15 protein-coding genes and 3 pseudogenes are annotated in these 18,188 nt (G+C 69.4%); 17 read left to right on the top strand and 1 reads right to left on the bottom strand.

Annotated elements, in window-relative coordinates; genetic code table 11:
- Positions 1–69 precede the first annotated feature (69 nt).
- From P0Y41_RS01210 to P0Y41_RS01185, 5 genes and pseudogenes are all read left to right on the top strand, one after another.
- On the top strand, positions 70–1,245 hold the full coding sequence (locus P0Y41_RS01210; RefSeq protein ID WP_284062197.1) for an ABC transporter substrate-binding protein: 1,176 nt from the start codon (positions 70–72) through the stop codon (positions 1,243–1,245).
- A 122-nt stretch (positions 1,246–1,367) separates the two neighbouring features.
- Positions 1,368–2,525 carry a FecCD family ABC transporter permease gene (locus P0Y41_RS01205; protein WP_284062196.1) on the top strand — a complete coding sequence of 386 codons (1,158 nt, stop codon included), beginning with the start codon at positions 1,368–1,370 and terminating at the stop codon, positions 2,523–2,525.
- Positions 2,522–3,334, top strand: a complete 813-nt coding sequence (locus P0Y41_RS01200) for an ABC transporter ATP-binding protein (protein WP_284062195.1) — start codon at positions 2,522–2,524, stop codon at positions 3,332–3,334. Before P0Y41_RS01205 ends, P0Y41_RS01200 begins: the two co-directional genes overlap by 4 nt.
- A gap of 82 nt (positions 3,335–3,416) precedes the next feature.
- Positions 3,417–4,333, top strand: a pseudogene (locus tag P0Y41_RS01195) (AEC family transporter).
- A 46-nt stretch (positions 4,334–4,379) separates the two neighbouring features.
- A complete protein-coding gene (locus P0Y41_RS01185) occupies positions 4,380–6,314 on the top strand; it encodes an ABC transporter ATP-binding protein (protein WP_284062192.1) in 1,935 nt (644 codons plus the stop codon).
- A gap of 41 nt (positions 6,315–6,355) precedes the next feature.
- Here P0Y41_RS01185 and P0Y41_RS01180 read toward each other — a convergent pair whose 3' ends face one another.
- Positions 6,356–6,643 carry a GYD domain-containing protein gene (locus P0Y41_RS01180; protein ID WP_284062191.1) on the bottom strand — a complete coding sequence of 96 codons (288 nt, stop codon included), beginning with the start codon at positions 6,641–6,643 and terminating at the stop codon, positions 6,356–6,358.
- Between the two features lie 112 nt (positions 6,644–6,755).
- Here P0Y41_RS01180 and P0Y41_RS01175 point away from each other — a divergent pair, with 112 nt between their 5' ends.
- The 12 genes and pseudogenes from P0Y41_RS01175 to P0Y41_RS01120 all read left to right on the top strand — a co-directional run bounded on the left by P0Y41_RS01175 (position 6,756) and on the right by P0Y41_RS01120 (position 18,027).
- On the top strand, positions 6,756–7,598 hold the full coding sequence (locus P0Y41_RS01175; RefSeq protein WP_284062190.1) for an FAD-binding protein: 843 nt from the start codon (positions 6,756–6,758) through the stop codon (positions 7,596–7,598).
- A 165-nt stretch (positions 7,599–7,763) separates the two neighbouring features.
- On the top strand, positions 7,764–8,444 hold the full coding sequence (locus tag P0Y41_RS01170; RefSeq protein WP_284062189.1) for a peroxiredoxin: 681 nt from the start codon (positions 7,764–7,766) through the stop codon (positions 8,442–8,444).
- A gap of 168 nt (positions 8,445–8,612) precedes the next feature.
- A pseudogene (gene coaBC, locus P0Y41_RS01165) lies at positions 8,613–9,826 on the top strand (bifunctional phosphopantothenoylcysteine decarboxylase/phosphopantothenate--cysteine ligase CoaBC).
- 175 nt (positions 9,827–10,001) lie between these two features.
- The gene (locus P0Y41_RS01160) at positions 10,002–11,015 is read left to right on the top strand and encodes a monovalent cation/H+ antiporter subunit E (RefSeq protein ID WP_284062188.1); all 1,014 of its coding nucleotides are present in this window, start codon (positions 10,002–10,004) and stop codon (positions 11,013–11,015) included.
- A complete protein-coding gene (locus P0Y41_RS01155; RefSeq protein WP_284062187.1) occupies positions 11,012–11,287 on the top strand; it encodes a cation:proton antiporter in 276 nt (91 codons plus the stop codon). Before P0Y41_RS01160 ends, P0Y41_RS01155 begins: the two co-directional genes overlap by 4 nt.
- A gap of 3 nt (positions 11,288–11,290) precedes the next feature.
- Positions 11,291–11,605: pseudogene (mnhG, locus tag P0Y41_RS01150) on the top strand (monovalent cation/H(+) antiporter subunit G); the annotation flags it as partial.
- A gap of 116 nt (positions 11,606–11,721) precedes the next feature.
- Positions 11,722–12,255 carry a DUF4040 domain-containing protein gene (locus P0Y41_RS01145; protein ID WP_284062186.1) on the top strand — a complete coding sequence of 178 codons (534 nt, stop codon included), beginning with the start codon at positions 11,722–11,724 and terminating at the stop codon, positions 12,253–12,255.
- Positions 12,252–12,755, top strand: coding sequence for an MnhB domain-containing protein (locus P0Y41_RS01140; RefSeq protein WP_284062185.1), 504 nt, complete (start codon positions 12,252–12,254; stop codon positions 12,753–12,755). Before P0Y41_RS01145 ends, P0Y41_RS01140 begins: the two co-directional genes overlap by 4 nt.
- A complete protein-coding gene (locus P0Y41_RS01135) occupies positions 12,752–13,108 on the top strand; it encodes a cation:proton antiporter subunit C (RefSeq protein WP_284062184.1) in 357 nt (118 codons plus the stop codon). The genes P0Y41_RS01140 and P0Y41_RS01135 overlap by 4 nt, the downstream gene beginning before the upstream one ends.
- Positions 13,101–14,615 carry a proton-conducting transporter transmembrane domain-containing protein gene (locus tag P0Y41_RS01130; RefSeq protein ID WP_284062183.1) on the top strand — a complete coding sequence of 505 codons (1,515 nt, stop codon included), beginning with the start codon at positions 13,101–13,103 and terminating at the stop codon, positions 14,613–14,615. The genes P0Y41_RS01135 and P0Y41_RS01130 overlap by 8 nt, the downstream gene beginning before the upstream one ends.
- On the top strand, positions 14,612–16,267 hold the full coding sequence (locus P0Y41_RS01125; protein ID WP_284062182.1) for a cation:proton antiporter: 1,656 nt from the start codon (positions 14,612–14,614) through the stop codon (positions 16,265–16,267). Before P0Y41_RS01130 ends, P0Y41_RS01125 begins: the two co-directional genes overlap by 4 nt.
- The gene (locus P0Y41_RS01120) at positions 16,267–18,027 is read left to right on the top strand and encodes a Na(+)/H(+) antiporter subunit D (RefSeq protein ID WP_284062181.1); all 1,761 of its coding nucleotides are present in this window, start codon (positions 16,267–16,269) and stop codon (positions 18,025–18,027) included. The genes P0Y41_RS01125 and P0Y41_RS01120 overlap by 1 nt, the downstream gene beginning before the upstream one ends.
- Positions 18,028–18,188: the final 161 nt, after the last annotated feature.

The raw sequence follows: 18,188 nt of genomic DNA, 5'->3' as shown, positions 1-18,188 counted from the left end.
GGCTGCGAATATATTTTGGCCAGCCAAAAAACCGACGCGCTTTTATTTGTTTAGGCTGGCCGAAACAGTATGGACCTGGATCGAAGGACGTTCGTCGGTGTGGGCGCGAGCGCGATAGCCACCGGACTCGCCGGCTGTGCCGGATCCGACGGCGACGGGGGAGAAACTGAGTCGGCCGGGGGCGACGGATCGACGCCGGCCACGGAGGCGGATGCGACGACGACGGCGCCGCCGACCGCCAGCCACACCGTCTCGATGGAACCCGTCGGCGACGTGACGTTCGACGCGGTGCCGGAGACGTTCTCGGCGTACGAGTCGGGATACGCGGACATGGGTATCGCGCTCGGGAAGGGAGACGACCTCCTCGCGGTCGGCAACACCGCGCGCTTCCACACGGACCACGTCGCCGAGTTGGACGGGGTCTCCGTGAACGCGGAGCCCACCCAACTGCTGGGCGACTCGTTCGCCATCGACCGCGAACTGTTCTACGAACTCGACAGCGACGTGCACCTCATCGACCCGCAGTGGCTGATCAACAACGGCTTCAAGCTCGAACAGTCCGACGTGGACGGCGTCGTCGACGACGTCGGGCCGTTCGTCGGCAACACGATCTTCCGCCGGACCGACGGGTGGCACGAGTATCGCTACTACACGCTGTACGAGGCGTTCGAGAAGGTCGCGGAGGTGTTCCAGCGAACCGACCGCTACGAGGCGGTGAAGGCGGTCCACGACGACGCGCTCGCGACGGTGAGTGCGGATCTCCCGAGCGCCGACAGCCGGCCGAACGCGTTGCTGTGCTTCGGCGCGAGCGACGAGCCCGAACAGTTCTACCCGTACCGCCTCTCCGACCGCGGGACCAACAAGAAGCAGTTCCGCGACCTCGGGATCACGGACGCGCTCTCAGGCACCGGCGTCTCCGGGCTCTCGACCAACGACCGCGGGCAGATCGACTACGAGACGTTGCTCTCGGTCGACCCCGACTCCATCCTCCTGCGCGGCCACGAGGGGAAGACCGAACAGGAGTTCCGCGACACCGTCGTCTCGTTCATGCAGGATCACGACGTGGCCTCGGAGCTGACGGCTGTGCAGGAGGGTCGCGTGTTCCGCGGCGGCCCCATCTACCAGGGTCCGCTTCAGCACCTGTTCAACCTCGAACGCTTCTCGACGTTGTACTTCCCCGACCGGTTCTCCGGCGAACTGTTCTCGCGCGACGACCTCGCGGCGGCCGTCCGCGGCGAGGCCTGAACGAATCACCCGCGAAACTCGAAGGGGCTGGCTCTCTCGGTATTCCCGCGTCGCCTCGAGGAACGAAACGGTTTTGAATACTTAGGCCGCCCTAAAAATTATGCAACGAGTGGGGAGTCGCTGTGGCAGGTGAGGCCGGAAAGGCCGGTGGACCGGTCCACGAGGTGGAGAGTGCGCTCTCGTGGATCGACACGTCGCTCCTGACAGTCATCGCCGCGAGCACGGCGGTCGTGGTTCTGTCCGGGCTCGTGCAGGTGAGCTTCGGCACGTTCACGATGTCGATCACGACCGCGTGGGCCTCGGTGTTCGATCCCTTGGTGTGGACGAACCCGCAAGTGCTGTTGCGGCTGTTCCTCGGCGAGGGGTTCGGTAACGCGGTCGCGAGCGCGCTCGGGATCTCCACCGCCGCCGTCGACCTCCCGAAAGAGACGCTCATCGTCTGGCAGATCCGGATGCCGCGGGTGCTCGTCGGCGTCATCGTCGGCGCGAACCTCGCGGTCTCGGGCGCCGTGTTCCAGGCCGTGACGCGGAACGAACTCGCGTCCCCGTTCATCCTCGGCGTCTCCTCCGGCGCCGGGCTGGCGATCCTGTTGACGCTGATAGTCTTCTCTGGGCTGACGACGCTCCTCCCGCTCATCGCCGCCGGTGGCGGCGCGGTGGCGTTCCTGCTCGTGTACGCGATCGCGTGGAAGGGCGGGACGAACCCCGTTCGGCTCGTACTCGCGGGGGTCATCGTCTCGACGGTGTTCGGCTCGCTCCAGACGGGGCTGTTCTTTTTCGCCGACGACCTCGGCGTCGTTCAGTCCGCCATCGCGTGGACGACCGGCTCGCTGACGGGCGTCGACTGGGAGCAGGTGCGGATGGGGCTCCCGTGGACGCTCGTCGCGGTCCCCCTCACGCTCGTCGGCGCCAGACAGCTGAACGTCCTGCTGCTCGGTGAGCGCACCGCGCGTTCGCTCGGCATGTCGGTCGAGCGCGTCCGCTTCGCGCTGTCTGCGGTCGCGGTGCTCGCGGCGGGAACGGCGATCGCCGTCGCCGGCATCGTCGGCTTCGTGGGGCTCATCGTGCCGCACATGGTCCGCCAACTCGTCGGCTCCGACTACAAGCGCCTCGTCGTCGCGAGCGTCTTCGCCGGGCCGGCGCTGGTTACGCTCGCGGACGTGGGCGCCCGGCTCGCCCTGTCGCCGGCACAGCTCCCGGTCGGTATCGTCACCGGACTCATCGGCGGTCCGTACTTCCTGTACCTGATGCGCAAGCAGGACGGGCTGGGGGACCTATGAGCGCGGACGACGGCGCCGGCGATTCGCCGCCGCTGTCGATCCGCGACATCGCCCTCTCGTACGGTGACGGTGAGCCCGTGATCGAGGCCGAGCGCCTGGAGGTACCCGCCGGCGAGATCACCGCGCTAATCGGGCCAAACGGCAGCGGCAAGTCGACGCTCCTGAAGTCGATGAACGCGGAGCTCACCCCGGACCGCGGCGCGGTGGCGTTCGACGGGCGCGACGTCGAGGAGTTCGAGACGACCGAGCTGGCGCGCCGGCTCGGCCTGCTCTCGCAGGAACACGTCGCTCCGGAGTCGACGACGGTGCGCGAACTGGCGACCCACGGACGGTACCCGCACCGCGGCTTCTTCGAGGGGATGCGCGAGGAGGACTACCGTGCGGTCGACCGCGCCATCGAGCGCGCCGGCGTCGAGCACCTCGCCGACCGACGGGTGGGAGACCTCTCGGGCGGGCAGGCCCAGCTCGCGTGGCTCGCGATGGTGCTCGCACAGGAGACGGACGCGCTCCTGCTCGACGAGCCGACCACGTTCCTCGATCTGCATCACCAGCTCCGGGTGCTCGACGCCGTCCGCGAACTGAACGAGGACCACGGGATCACCGTCTGCGTCGTGCTCCACGACATCAGCCAGGCCGCACGCTTCGCGGACAACCTCATCGCGCTGCGTGACGGCGAGCCGTACGAGTGGGGGCCGCCCGACGAGGTCGTCACGGAGGACCTCCTCAGGGACGTGTTCGGCGTCGAGGCCGAGGTCGGCTTCGGCCCGAACGGTCCGCGTGTCACGCCGCGACGGGCGATCGACGAGTGAGCAGCGGCGCCGACCGCGGCAGCCCCGCTTCGCCGGGAACGCAACGGTAAACCCTCGCCCCCGCAGAGTACCGTCGACTCCCGTGTCCGTCGCCTCGAACCTCGCGTTCATGCTCGCCCTGCTGGCCGCCGGGCTCGCCGCCCGACGAGTCGGCCTACTCACGCCGCGCCGCCGCGACGCGCTCACCGACGCCGCCTTCTACCTCGCGTTGCCCGCGCTGGTGTACAGTTCGACGTACGCGCAGCCGCTCGGCGAGGTGCTCTCGATCCGACTCGTCGCGGGCGTGGTGGGCGCGCTTGCGGTCGGTATCGGCCTGAGCTGGACCGTCCATCGCCGACGGGCGGACGCCGCCGTCAGAAGCGTCGCCGTCGTCCAGTCGTACCACGCGAACCTCGGGTTCCTCGGGCTCCCGCTGGTCGCCGCGACCTTCGGCGCGGGCGCCGTCGAGGCGGGGAAGGCGAGCGTGATCCTCGGCGTCGGCGCCCTCGTCCACGTCCCCGCGACGGTGACGATCCTGTCGCTGGTGAACGACGCCGACGCGGATCTGGCGAGCGAGATCGTCTCGCTCGGGCGCAACCCCGTCCTCCTCGCGCTGGTCGCCGGCCTCGCCTCGGCAGCCGTCGGCTGGGCGCCGCCGTCGGCGGTCGCGACGGGGCTGTCGTGGCTGCCGAATTGGCGCTCCCCGTCGCGCTGCTTGGCGTGGGCGCCTCGCTCGCGCTCGACGGCGTCTCGATCGACTACCCCACCGTCGGAACGGTGGCGGGGACGAAGCTGCTCGCGATGCCGCTGATCGCGTTCGCCGCGTTCTCTGCGCTCGGCGGCGCTCCCTCGACGGTCCGCGCCGGCGTCGTCATGTTCGCGATGCCGACCGCCGTTTCGACGTTCGTGTACGCCAGCGCGCTCGGCGGCGACGACGGCCTCGCGTCCGTCAACGTGTTCGCGACGACGGTCGCCTCGGCGGCGACGCTGTTGCCCGTGCTGTGGCTGGTCGGTCCCTGATGCGACACCGGTTCGCCTAAGTCGCCCCCGCGGGTTTCGATTCGTAATGAGTACCGAGGAGGAGAGCGCCTTCGACGTGTACCGCGACCGCGTCGACCGGCCGCTGTACCGCCTGTTCACCGAGTACGGGCTCGACAAGTGGCCGTGGCTCCTCGTCGGCATGACCGCGAACGTGATCGCCCGCGGCGCGAGCCTGTTGCCGCCGCTGGTTCTTGGCGTCGCCATCGACGCCGCGTTCACCGGCGACCAGCCGTACACGCTGCCGCTGATCCCCGCCGGGTGGCTCCCGACGACCGCGCCCGACGTGGCGCAGTTCTGGTTCTCCGCGTGGCTGATCGTCGGCTCGTTCGCGGTCACCGCGGCGCTGACGTGGGTGTACGGCGTCGCCGCGAACAACTTCGCCCACCGCGTCATGCACGACGTTCGGACCGACTCCTACGCGAAGATGCAGGACCTGGACATGACGTTCTTCGACGACAAGCAGACCGGGGAGGTCATGTCGGTCCTCAACAACGACGCGACGAACCTCGAGCGCTTCCTCGACGACGCGCTCCAGAACTCCGTGCGCCTCGGGGTGATGCTGTTGGGGATCGGAATCGTCCTGTTCGAGCGCAACAGCCAGTTGGCGCTCGTCACCCTCGTCGTCGTGCCGGGGATGGTGCTGTTCACCTACTGGTTCATGAAGGCGGTCGAGCCCCGGTACGCGGCCCAGCGCGAGGCCGTCGCCGACCTCAACACCCGGCTGGAGAACGCCCTGGGGGGTATCCAGTTGGTGAAGACCACGGGGACCGAGGACTACGAGACGAGCCGCGTCGAGGACACATCCTACGACTACTTCCGCAAGACGCTCGCGATGCTCCGGCTCAACTACGTGTACCGCCCCGGGATGGAGCTGTTCGCCGGAATCGCGTTCGCGACGACGTTCGTGGTCGGCGGGCTGTGGATCGTCTCCGGCACCGCACCGGGGCCGCTGACTGGCGAGCTTCGGGCGGGGACGTTCGTCACGTTCCTGTTTCTCACCCAGCGGTTCGTCACGCCGCTGGCCGAGGTGTCGAACATCGTCTCGCAGTACGAGAACGCCAAGGCCTCCTGCGAGCGCGTGTTCGGCCTGCAGGACATCCCCGCGGCGGTCACGGAGGCGCCCGACGCGGTCGCCCTCGACGACGTGCAAGGTGCGATCGAGTACGACCGCGTCGACTTCGGCTACGAAGGCGAGGACGAACTCGTCCTCCGTGACGTGGACTTCGGCGTCGACCCGGGCGAGACGGTCGCGCTCGTCGGCCCGACTGGCGCCGGGAAGTCGACGCTGTTGAAGCTCCTCATGCGCCTGTACGACGTGGACGACGGCGCGGTCCGGATCGACGGCCACGACGTGCGCGAGGTGACGTTGCGGAGCCTCCGCGAGTCTGTCGGCTACGTCAGCCAGGACACCTACCTCTTCGACGGAACGGTCGCCGAAAACGTCCGCTACGGTCGCTTCGACGCCAACGACGGGGCGGTACGCGAGGCTGCGAAGGCCGCGGAGGCCCACGACTTCATCGAGAACCTCCCGAACGGGTACGACACCCGGATCGGCGAGCGCGGCGTGAAGCTGTCGGGCGGCCAGCGCCAACGCCTGTCCATCGCTCGGGTCGTCCTCCAAGACCCCGAGGTCCTCGTGCTCGACGAGGCGACCTCCGCGGTCGACACGGAGACCGAACTGCTGATCCAGCGGAGCCTCGACCGACTCGCGGCGGACCGGACGACGTTCGTCATCGCGCACCGCCTCTCGACGGTGAAGGACGCAGACGAGGTGCTCGTGCTGGAGGGCGGCGAGGTCGTCGAGCGCGGCGGCCACGAGGAGCTGCTCTCGGCCGACGGGCTGTACGCCAAACTGTGGGGGGTGCAGGCCGGCGAGATCGAGTCGCTGCCGGAGGAGTTCGTCGAGCGCGCCCGCAGGCGACAGGCGGAGACGCTCCCGGGAGCGTCTACCGACGACTGACGCGGGGGTGTGCGGGATCCTGCGGCCGTCGACGCCGGCGGTCAGACGTCCTCGACGAGTTCGCCCATGCGCTCGATCGGGATCGCGCGCATCGTCTCTGTGTCCAACCCGTGGCCCTCGATGGCGAGCGCGATCTGGAGGGCGGCCTCCTCGTCGGTGACCTCGAACGTGAGCTGGAAGTCGTACTCCCCGACGAGCGCGTGGCTCTCGCCGAGTTCGCCCCCGAGTCGCTCGATGTCCGCCCGAATATCACCCCAGATCGACACCAGTTCCTGCGGGTTCTGGAACTGCGCCTCGTTCGCGTTCGCGAGCACGGTGTACGTAGGCATACCGCACGGTACGTGATTCGGGTCGAAAGGCGTTCCCACGCTCCCACGGGCGATGGAATCCCCCACCGTGACGGATCGTGGTACTGAAGCCGGCGTGAGCTGACCTGCCGCCATGAGCGACACGACGCTCGACACCGACGCCGACTACGACGCGCTCATCGTGGGCGGCGGCGTCGCAGGCCTCACCGCGGCGACGTTCCTCGCGCGCGCAGACCTCGCGACGCTCGTCGTCGCCGGCGACGAGTCGATTCTCCGGCGCAACGCGCACCTGGAGAACGTTCCTGGCTTCCCGGCGGGTGTGAACCCCAGGCTGTTCGCCGACATGCTCCGCGAGCAGGCCGAGCGCAACGGCGCCGAGATCAAGACCGGGCTCGTCGAGGGCGTCACCGGCGAGGAGGGCGCGTTCACAGCCGCCGTCGACGATGGAACCGCGGTCACGGCCGCGCGCGTCGTCGCCGCCTCGTGGGCGGACGCCGACTACCTCGACGGGCTCGGCGTCGAGGTCCGCGACGCCGGGAGCAAGCGCTACGTCGCAGAGCACGCCCTCGGGCGCACCGCCGTCGACGGCGTGTACGCGGCCGGCCGGATCGCCGAGCGCTATCACCAGGCGGTCGTCACCGCCGGTCACGGCGCCGAGGCGGCGATCACCCTGTTGCACGACGCCGAGGTACCCTTCTATCACGACTGGGTCGTCCCCGAGGGGTACTTCACCGACCGCGGTCGGGAGGTGCCGCCCGGCTGTGCGGAGATCAGCGGCACCGAACGGCAGCGTCGCGCCGCCGAGTCGCGCGAGACGATGCGCGAGTTCTTCGCCGAGGAGCACCCCGACCGCCAGCGTACTCACCCGAGTCTCGTCGACGACGACCTCGGGCGCGTCGACGACGAGTGGTACGAGGACGGCGGTGGCGGCGGGACGAGCGACGGCGGTGGTGGGTCGACCGACGGCGACAGCTGAGACCAGGCGCCATTCGGGCTGGCTACGGATCGGTGCCACACGGTGTCGGTCATCGGCGGAGCAGCTCTCGAAGCCACCTCACCGACGGCGGTTTTCGTTCATCGAACTGACGTTGTCGTTGGACAAAGAGAAGTTGAACGTTGGACAACCCCTCCTCTCGAATGGATGTCGACAGAGACACCGCAAGCGACGACGATGCCGCTGATCGGAGACGAGTTCCCGGAACTCGAGGTCGAGACGACACACGGGTCGATCTCGCTTCCGGACGACTACGAGGGCGAGTGGATCGTCCTGTTCAGTCACCCGGGCGACTTCACCCCCGTGTGCACGACGGAGTTCACGGCCTTCGAGGAGCGCCGCGAGGAGTTCGAGGCCCGTGATGCGAACTTGGTCGGTCTGTCGGTCGACCGCGTCCACTCCCACCACAAGTGGACCGAATGGATCGCCGACGAACTCGACGTGGATATCGACTTCCCGATCATCGCCGACGAGGGCGGCACCGTCGGCGAGCGACTCGGCATGCTCCATCCGGGTGGCGGGTCCGCAACTATCCGCGCCGTGTTCGTCGTCGACCCGAAGGGGATCGTCCGACAGATCCTGTACTACCCCAAGGAGATCGGGCGGAACATCGACGAGATCCTTCGCTCCCTCGACGCCCTGCAGACGAGCGACGAGGAGGGCGTCGCCACGCCGGCCGATTGGCCGAACAACGACCTCTTCGACGATCGCGTGCTCCTCCCGCCGCCCAGCACCGTCGACGGGATCGCCTCGCGCGAGTCGATCGCGGACGAAGACGGGGTCGAGCTGTACGACTGGTGGTTCACGCTGCGAGACCTGGATTCGTAAACGGCCGAGACGGGTACCGGACCGCACGCTCGGGTCGCGTCCCGTGTCCCGGGTTCGAAGAAACACTAACGCGTTCGGTGGCCGCCGAACACCGGGTCGACGACGCCGTCGGATCCGCACAGCCGGTCCGAGGACAATTTAACACCCGACGGTGCATCCGTACCCGTGATGAGCGATCTCCTCGCCGACACCAACGTCGCGCTCGGCGTCTCCGGCTCCATCGCGGCCGTCAAAGTGGTCGAACTCGCCCACGAGCTTCAGCGTCACGGCGCCTCGGTCCGCGCGGTGATGACGGACGCCGCGACGGGGATCATCCACCCGTGGGCCCTCGAGTTCGCGACCGAACACGACGTCGTCACCGAGATCACCGGGCGCGTCGAGCACGTCGAGTTGTGCGGCCGCGACGGCTGGGCGGACGTGCTCCTGCTCGCGCCATCGACCGCCAACACCGTCGGCAAGATCGCCGCCGCCGTCGACGACACGCCGGTCACGACCTGCGCGACGACGGCGCTCGGGGCCGACGTGCCGGTCGTGTGCGCGCCCGCGATGCACGAGCCGATGTACGACCACCCGGGCGTGCTGGACGCCATCGACCGCGTGGAGTCGTGGGGCGTCGAGTTCGTCGACCCGCGGATCGAGGAGGGGAAAGCGAAGATCGCGACCGAGGAGGCGATCGTCACGGCGACGGCGCGCGCGGCAAGCGACCGATCGCTGGCGGGCAGGCGCGTCGTCGTCACCTCGGGCGCGACGAGCGAGCCCGTCGACGACGTGCGCGTGCTGACAAACAGGGCATCCGGGCGGACCGGCCGCGCGATCGCCCGGGCGCTCGCCGCCCGCGGCGCGGACGTGACGCTGCTACACGACGCGGGCGCGGTGAGGGGGCGGCTGACGCCGCCGGCCACGCGGACGGCGTCGTGCCGTACGCAGACGTGGTAGACGTCGAGTCGGCCGCGGAGATGACCGCCGCGGCCGTCGAGGCGTGTGCGGACGCCGACGCGCTGATCTCCGCGGCGGCCATCGCCGATTACACCGTCGAGCCGAGCGAGGGGAAGATCCGGTCGGGCGAGGCGTCGCTGACGCTGGAGTTGACGCCGACGCCGAAGCTGCTCGATGCGGTCCGCGATGAGTACCCGGCCCTCCCGCTCGTGGGATTCAAAGCCGAGCCCGGTGGCGACGACGAGGCGCTCGCCGCCAAGGCGCGCGAGACGCTGGAACGCGTCGACCTCGCGTTCGTCGTCGCGAACGACGCGGGCGTGATGGGCGCGGAAGACACCCGGGCGCTCGTCGTCCACCGAGAGGGAGCGGGCTTCGACGCCTATACCGGATCGAAGCTCGGGCTCGGGCTCCGTGTCGCCGACGAACTGGCGACGGTGATCGGCTGATCCCCGGCCGAACTCAGCCGAAATCGGCGCCCGTCGTCCCGATTTCGCGTACCCGGGATCACAACGGTTTTGATCCGTTCATCCCAACGACGCCACAACAGCCAGTGATACCAACCAGCTACCGCCGACCCATCCGCTCGGATCGGGACGGATGCCGCGAACCGGGGGGGACGCCGTGAGTCCCGGGGCCGTGGTTGTCCCGGTCGAGGAGTCGAGCACGCTCCGGAACACGGTTGGGTACGTCGTCCGACGGGCAGTCGAGTCCGGCGAGCCGTCGACGCTGCACTTCGTGTTCCCGCTGTCGAGCCGCGGCACGGTCGGCGACGAATACGACCGCGCGAGCGACCTGCTCGACCGGATCGAGGTGTGGGTCGAGGAGGACCGAGGCGAGAACGGCGACCGCGTGACCGTCGAGACCGCGGTCGTCGGCGCCGACGAGTACCTGTTCAGCCCCGGCGACTACGCCGATGCGATCGCCGAGTACGCGGACGAACACGGCGTTCGGGAGGTCGTGCTCGATCCCGAGTACCGCCCGACCGGCTCGACGCCGCTGCTGCCCGCGCTGGAGGCAGAGATCACCGGAACCGGACTCGACGTCGAGGAGGCCCCGGTCGAGCGCGAGACGCAGCGGGATCGCCTCGTTCGGAGGTCCGGCGTGGGCCAGTTCCTGTTGCTGTTCGCCCTCTCGGCGGGGTTCTACCTGTTCCTCGCCGGCTGGTCGACCGCCCCCTACGACCTCATCACCGGAGCGGTGTCGGCCGGCGCGGTCGCCGCCACGCTGTGGCACATTTCGTTCACCGGCGCGGTCGATCCTCGCCGGCTGGCCGCCCAGTTCGGTCGGCTGTCGCTGTATGCGGTGTTCTTGCTGTGGGAGATCGCGAAGGCGAACCTCCAGATCGCGTACGTGGTGTTGCACCCGTCGCTGCCGATCGACCCGAAGCTGATCGAGTTCGACGCCGACGTGTGGTCGACTGTCCCCGCGGCGACGCTGGCGAACAGCATCACCCTCACGCCCGGGACGCTGACCGTCGACGTCGAGCGCCGCCACTTCACCATCCACTCGCTGACCGCCGGCGCTCGCGAGGACCTGCTTGACGGGAAATTAGAGCGAGCCGTCAGGTTCGTCTTCTACGGCCGGTCGGCGGCCCGTCGCCCGACGCCGGGCGAGCGCGAGGAGGTGGAGGAGTGACGCTCGTCACCGACGCGCTACTGGCGGCGGCTGCCGGGTTCGTCCTCATCTCTCTGGTGGTGCTGTACCGTGCGGTCAAGGGCCCGACGATGCAGGACCGCGTCATCGCGGTGAACGTCGTCGGGTCGAACACGGTCGTGGTCGCGGCGCTGATCGCCGCGGCGACCGACACGCCGGGAGCGCTCGACATCGCGCTCGTGTACGCGCTGCTCAACTTCCTGATGAGCATCGCCATCTCGAAGTTCACCGTCGAGCGCGGAGGGGTCCTGTAGATGGTGACCGGTATCGAGGCGGCCGTGGTCGCGCTGCTTGCGGGCGGCCTCTTCTTCGCGTTCGTCGCCGCCGTCGGGCTGATCCGGCTGCCGGACCTGTACACCCGAGCCCACAGCGCCTCCAAGAGCGACACGCTCGGCGCGGTGCTCACGCTCGGAGCGGCCGCGCTCGCGCTCGACGCGGGCGTCGACACGCTCAAGCTCGCGCTGTTGATCGTCTTCATGTTCATCACGAATCCGACCGCCGCCCACGCCATCGCGCGGGCGGCCGCAGACCAGGGCATCGAACCGTGGACCGCAGGCGACCCCGACGCTGACGCCGAGGGGTCCGCGGACGGCGACGCCGATCCGACTCACTCCGGTGGCGACCCGCCCGGCGGCGACTCCGCGGGCGGCGACCCGGACGGCGCCGCAACCGACGGGGGTGACCGCCGGTGACGCCCGTCGAGTGGACGATCCTCGCGTTCGTCCTCGGCTGTGCGCTCGCGACGGCGCTGCTCCGCGACGTACTCGCGTCGATCATCGCGTTCGCAGCCTACAGCCTCGGAATCGCCGTCATCTGGCTGCTGCTTCGCGCGCCGGACGTGGGGCTGACCGAGGCCGCCGTCGGCGCCGGCGTGACGACGGTGCTGTTCCTGTTGACGATCGCGAAAACCGTGAGGCCCGCCGGCGACGACTTGTTCGTCGACATCGACGTGGCGGCCCTTGGAGTCTCCGGACTGCTGGTGGGAGCACTGGCGACGACGCTGACGGCACTCCCGCCGGTCGGCTCGTCGTCGACGCCGGTGGCGACCTCTCGGGTGACGAACTACTACTTGGAGAACGCCTACACCGAGACCGAAGTCGAGAACGCCGTGACCGCGGTGCTCGCGGCCTACCGCGGGTTTGACACGCTCGGGGAGGCGGTCGTCGTCTTCGCCGCGCTCATCGGACTGCTCGTCGTGCTCGACCGGGAGGTGTTGGCATGAGTTCGTCGTCGACCGCCGACGGTGACGACGAGTTCTCGGTCAGTAACGGCCCGGTCCGTCCGTACGTCGAGAGCCCGATCATCATGGCGACCGTCCGCATCGTCGCGCCGTTCGTGTTCACGCTCGGCGCGTTCATCATGTTCCACGGCGCCGATTCCGCCGGCGGCGGCTTCCAAGGCGGCGTCATCGTCGGGACGGTTATCCTCATGATAGCCATCGCCTTCGGCGTCGGGCCGACCCGCGATTGGCTCTCGTCGTCGTTTCTCACGGTGCTCGTCGTCTCTGGCGTCGCGCTGTTCATGGGTATCGGCCTCGCCGCGGTCGCCTTCGGCGGGGCGTTCCTGGAGTACACGGCGATCCCGGTGGCTCACTCCAGCAAGTACGGTATCGAACTCGTCGAGGTCGGGATCGGGATCATCGTCTCCGGGACCGTCGTCGGCCTGTTCTTCGCGCTGGCTGCGGGCCACGCGAACGGCGATGCCGAGGAGGTGGAGGAGTGATAGACGTGCTCGTCGACCGAGCGTACTTCGTCGTCGCGTTCCTTCTGCTCGGGATCGGCGCCCACATGGTGATCGGCGATCGAAACCTCGTCAAGAAGGTGATCGGACTGAACGTCTTCCAGACGGGGATCTTCCTGTTCCTCATCGCCTCGGCGTACGTGACCGGCGCGTCCGCGCCGCTATTGTCGGAGCCGGGACCGTACGTGAGCCCGCTGCCGCACGTGCTCATCCTGACGGCCATCGTCGTCGGAGTGAGCCTCACCGCGGTGGCGCTGGGACTGATCGTCCGCATCTACGGGGAGTACGGGACGCTCCGCGCGGATCTCGTCGCGGAGGTGAACGAGGATGAGTGACCTCCCGGCGCTGCTTGTGGTGCTCCCGATCGTGGGGGCGCTCGTATCGCTGCTCGCCGGGATCCGCTGGACCCGCTCCGGCTGGTACGTCGCGGCGGCGACGCTGGCCCTGCAGGTCGCCGGCGCGGTCGCGTTCGCCGCCGACGGGCTCTCGGGCGCGCCCGGCAGCTACGCCGTCGGCGACTTCACGATCCCCTACGGCATCGAACTGCTCGTCGACGGCCTGTCGGCGTCGATGGTCGTGCTGGTGGCGGTCGTCGCGCTCGGCGTGCTCGCGTACGCGCGCCGCGCCGGCCCGCGCTCGAACCGCTTCTACTCGACGTACCTCCTGCTCGTCACCGGGCTCACGGGGATGTCCGTCACCGGGGACGCGTTCAATATGTACGTCTTCCTGGAGATAACCGGGTTGACAGCCTACGCGCTCGTCGCGAGCGGAGACGGCGGGCGGTCGGCGGTCGCCGGGCTGAAGTACCTCCTCGTGGGGACGTTCGGCGCCGCCCTGTACCTGCTGGGCGTCGGCTACGCGTACGTCGCCACGGGGACGCTGAACATGGCCGATCTGTCGACCGAACTCGCCGCCGTCGGCTACGCGTCGCCGCTCGTCCGGGCGTCGTTCGCGTTCGTCGTCGTCGGCCTGTTCGTCAAGGTCGCGATGTTCCCGCTTCACACCTGGCAGCCGGCGGCGTACGCCGGCGCGCCCGACTCCGTGAGCGCGTTCATCGCCTCGCTCGTCTCGACGGTCAGCGCGTACGCGCTCGTCCGGATCGTCCTCACGGTGTTCACGCCGGAGTTCCTCGAGGCGGTGCCGTTCGCGCGGCCGCTGTTGGCGGCGACGGCCGCCGTCAGCATCGTCGTCGGCAGCGTCCTCGCGGTCGCACAGACGGAGATCAAACGAATGCTTGCCTACTCCTCGGTGTCGCAGTTCGGACTCGTCGTCGCCGCGCTGTCGGTGACGAACGCGACGGCGTTGGTCGGACTAGCGGTTCACCTCGTCGGCCACGCGGTGATGAAGGGCGGGCTGTTCCTCGCTGCCGGCCTCGTCGCCACCGGCGTCGGCGGCCGCTCGGTCGCCGACTACGACGGGCTCGGTTCCCGGATGCCGACCGCGGCGGCCGCCTTCGGCGCGCTCGCGCTCGGCATGGTCGGCGTGCCGCCGGCGATCGGCTTCTTCGGCAAGTGGTACATCGTCGTCGGCACGCTGGAGGCGGGCGCGTGGGCGCTGGCGTCCGTCATTCTCCTGTCGACGCTGTTGACGCTCGCGTACTTCGCGCGCCTGCTCGAACGGATGTTCTTCCGCGAGGCGCCCGCGGGAACCGACGCCGCTGCTGACGCCGTCGCCGACGGCGGCGGAGACGACGCCGTCGGCGACGCCCCCGCCGACCGCGGCGTCTCGCTCGGCATGGTCGCCGCCGTCCTCGCGGCGGCACTGCTCGCCGTCGGCCTCGGGGCGGCCGTCCCGGCGTACGAATCTGCCCTCGCTCCGACCGTTGAGGTGCTCCTCTCATGACCGATATCACGTCACTCAGACCGCTCGCGGCCGTGCTCGTCTCGGCAGTCGCTATCGGCCCGATCCTGCTGTCGGGCAGCCGGCCGAACGTCCGCGAGTCGTGGACCGCGGTCGCGGCGCTCGCGAAGTTCGGCATCGTCGCCAGCATGGTGCCCGCCGTGCTCGCCGGCGACACGTACGTCACGAATTTGGGCGCGTTCCTCCCGGGCGCCCGGTTCGCGCTGAAAGCGGACGCGCTGGGCGTCCTCTTCGCGCTCTTGGCCAGTTTTCTGTGGATCGTCACTAGCAGCTACAGCATCGGCTACATGCGCGGGCTCGACGAGCACGCACAGACGCGCTACTTCGCCGCCTTCGCCGGCAGCGTCTCCGCGGCGGTCGGCGTCGCGTTCGCGTCGAACCTGCTGGTGCTGTTCGTCTTCTACGAACTGCTCACCGTCGCGACGTACCCGCTCGTCGCCCACGACGAGACGGATGAGGCGCGCTCGGCCGCCCGGAAGTACCTCGCGTACACGTTCGGCGGCGGCGTCGCTGTGCTGGCTGGCACCGCGCTCGTCTACTGGCTCACCGGAACCGTCGCGTTCACCCCGGGCGGTATCGAGGGGCTCGCCTCGGCGGACCCGATGTTCGCCCGGCTGGCGTTCGCGCTGCTGGCGACCGGGTTCGGGGTGAAGGCGGCGCTGATGCCGCTGCACTCGTGGCTGCCCGACGCGATGGTCGCGCCCACGCCCGTCTCCGCGCTGTTGCACGCGGTCGCGGTCGTGAAAAGCGGCGTCTTCGGCATCGCCCGGATCGTCCTCGACGTGTTCGGGCCCGACGCCGTCGCGGACCTGGGGATGGGGCTGCCGCTTGCGGCGGTCGCGGCGTTCACGCTCGTGACCGCCAGCGTCATCGCGCTCAGGCAGGACAATCTCAAGCGCCGGCTCGCCTTCTCGACGGTGAGCCAACTGTCGTACATCGTGCTCGGGCTTGCGGTGGTAGCGCCAACGTCGCTGGTTGGTGGACTGCTCCATATCCCGGCGCACGCGTTCATGAAGATCACCCTGTTCTTCGCCGCCGGGGCCCTCCACGTCGAGACCCACACCGACGACATCTCCGACATGGCCGGCATCGGGAGGCGGATGCCGCTGACGATGGCGGCGTTCGCCGTCGCCGCGGCCGGGATGGCGGGCATCCCGCTGGTCGCCGGCTTCGTGAGCAAGTACTTCCTGCTCATCGGTTCGGTGTCGGCGGGACAGACGCTGTTCGCGGTCGCGCTGCTCGTCTCGGGGGTGTTGAACATCGGCTACTTCTGGCCGGTCGTGTACACCGCCTTCTTCGAGTCGCCCGAGGAGACCGACGAGAAGCCGCTCGTCGGGGGGCCGCTGGGCGGCCGACTGTCGTGGGGGCGCGCGGCCGTCGCTGAAGCTGAAACCTCCGACACCGACGCGGTCGCGGACGGCGGCGGCGACGCCTACGGCCACGAAGGCGGCCACGACCATGCGGGCGGCTGGGACCGCCGCGGGTGGACCGGCGGCGAGTCGACGTGGTTCATGCTCGCACCGATCCTCGTCACCGCGCTCGGGTCTGTCGTCCTCGGGATCGTCCCCGACGGCGCCGTGTTCCTCAGGATCGTCCGCCTGATCGTCGCGGGCGCCACGGGGGTGAGCGTCTGATGGTGGCGCTCGACCCGCTGGTCCCGCCGTTCCTGTTCGTGCTCGCGGCCGCGCTGGTCGTCCCCCTGCTGGGTCGCCGCGCCGGTCACGCGCTGGGCGTGCTCGCGACCGCGGCGGTCGTCCCGTACGTGTGGCTCGTGCCCGGCGGCGAGCACCTCCCGACGCTACTGTTCGGCTTCGACGCAGTCCTGTTCAACGTCGACGGGTTCTCGCGCCTGATGGGCGTCATCTTCGGCTTCATCGGCGCGATCGCGGTGCTGTACTCGTGGGCCAGCGGCGCCGACGAACGACAGACCGCGTTCGCGCTCGGCTACGTCGGCACCAGCCTCGGCGCGGTCTTCGGCGGCGACTGGCTCACGCTGATCTTTTTCTGGGAGCTGATGGCCGTCACCAGCACGCTCCTGGTGTGGCACTACGGCGGCCGCGCCGTGCGCGCGGGCTTCCGGTACGCCCTCCTCCACGGGATCGGCGGCACGCTCCTACTCGGGGCGGTGATCTGGCACTACGTGGAGACGGGCACGTTCGTCTTCACCGGCGACGGGTTGGCCGGCGTCGTCGCGCCCGTGCTCGCGGCAGTGGGTATCGGCGTCAACGTCGGCTTCATCGGGCTGCACGCCTGGCTGCCCGACACGTACCCCCGGCCGCACATCGCCGCCAGCGTGTTCCTGTGCGTGTACACCACCAAGACCGGCGTGTACGGCATGTTCCGGGCGTTCCCGGAGGGCGAACTCGCGGTCGCGTACATGGGCGCGCTGATGGCCGTCTTCGGTGCGGGGATGGCGCTGCTGCAGGGCGACATGCGGCGGCTGCTTTCGTATCACATCCAGTCGCAGGTGGGGTACATGGTCGCCGGCGTCGGCCTCGGCGGCGCGCTCGCCACCGCAGGCGCCTTCGGTCACGTCTTCAACCACATCCTCTACAAGAGCCTGCTGTTCATGACGGTCGGCGTCGTCATCTACCGCACCGGCGAGGAGCACCTCGAGGAACTGGGCGGGCTCTGGCGGAAGCTCCCCGTCACGGCGTTCGCGTTCCTGATCGCGGCGCTGTCGATCGCGGGATTCCCCGGGTTCAACGGGTTCGTCTCCAAGGGGATGGTGCTCGCGGCCGCTCACAAGAAGCACTACGACATCATCTGGTACCTGCTGCTTGCGGGCGGCGTCGGCACGTTCCTCTCGTTCATCAAGCTGGGTTACTACGTCTTCCTCCACGGCGAGTACGAGGGCGACGTGCGTCCGGCGAACGTCGGCCAGAAGCTCGCGATGGGGACCGTCGCCGTCCTGTGCGTCGTGCTTGGCGTCTACCCGCCCGCGCTGTTCGCGGTGCTTCCGGACACCGGCAGCTACGAATACACCACGTACACCGTCCCTCACGTTGAAGAGGGGCTGATCCTCGCGGCGCTCGGCGTGGTCGGCTTCGTCATCCTGAAGAAGCCGCTCGCGAAGGTCGGTCGCGTGCCCGACGTCGACGCGATCTACAACCGCGCGGGCTTCTACGGTACGCGGGCGCTCGTGGTCGGCGTCACCGAGCTGTACGCGGCGGTCGACCGCGCGGTCGTCGCGGGGTCGAGCGCCGTCGCGGGGGCCGTCCGGGACCCGGCCGGGACGCTCGACCGGATCGGCGCCGTCGGCGTGATCGCCGGCGACGACGCACTGACGAACGGCGCACACGAGCGGCCCGACATCGACCTGCGCGCCGGGTTCGGAACGAGCGTGTTGCTGGTCGCGTTGCTGGTCAGTCTCGCGCTGCTGTTCCTCGTGTGACCGGGAACCGCGACTGGACCTGTGGCAGTCAGCGGAGGGCGAGGACGGCACGTGCCCACCGCGTTCGTCGCGGGAGGTGCTTGCGGGCGACGAGCGGTCTTCGGTCGAACGCGGCCACACGATCCTCAGTGAGTCGAGCCTACGAGAACAGTCGCGCGTCA

The sequence above is a fragment of the Halobaculum halobium genome, assembly GCF_030127145.1.
Taxonomy (GTDB): domain Archaea; phylum Halobacteriota; class Halobacteria; order Halobacteriales; family Haloferacaceae; genus Halobaculum; species Halobaculum halobium.
Note: the sequence above shows the minus strand (reverse complement) of the source record. Positions and strands in the feature narration are given on the sequence as shown.

What these genes read in the sequence shown, in the direction of transcription:
- P0Y41_RS01175 (WP_284062190.1), top strand. Translation starts at nt 6,756, where the DNA reads ATGAGCGACACGACGCTCGACACCGACGCCGACTACGACGCGCTCATC.
- P0Y41_RS01180 (WP_284062191.1), bottom strand. Translation starts at nt 6,643, where the DNA reads ATGCCTACGTACACCGTGCTCGCGAACGCGAACGAGGCGCAGTTCCAG.
- P0Y41_RS01210 (WP_284062197.1), top strand. Translation starts at nt 70, where the DNA reads ATGGACCTGGATCGAAGGACGTTCGTCGGTGTGGGCGCGAGCGCGATA.
- P0Y41_RS01140 (WP_284062185.1), top strand. Translation starts at nt 12,252, where the DNA reads ATGAGTTCGTCGTCGACCGCCGACGGTGACGACGAGTTCTCGGTCAGT.
- P0Y41_RS01130 (WP_284062183.1), top strand. Translation starts at nt 13,101, where the DNA reads ATGAGTGACCTCCCGGCGCTGCTTGTGGTGCTCCCGATCGTGGGGGCG.
- P0Y41_RS01125 (WP_284062182.1), top strand. Translation starts at nt 14,612, where the DNA reads ATGACCGATATCACGTCACTCAGACCGCTCGCGGCCGTGCTCGTCTCG.
- P0Y41_RS01200 (WP_284062195.1), top strand. Translation starts at nt 2,522, where the DNA reads ATGAGCGCGGACGACGGCGCCGGCGATTCGCCGCCGCTGTCGATCCGC.
- P0Y41_RS01185 (WP_284062192.1), top strand. Translation starts at nt 4,380, where the DNA reads ATGAGTACCGAGGAGGAGAGCGCCTTCGACGTGTACCGCGACCGCGTC.
- P0Y41_RS01170 (WP_284062189.1), top strand. Translation starts at nt 7,764, where the DNA reads ATGTCGACAGAGACACCGCAAGCGACGACGATGCCGCTGATCGGAGAC.
- P0Y41_RS01120 (WP_284062181.1), top strand. Translation starts at nt 16,267, where the DNA reads ATGGTGGCGCTCGACCCGCTGGTCCCGCCGTTCCTGTTCGTGCTCGCG.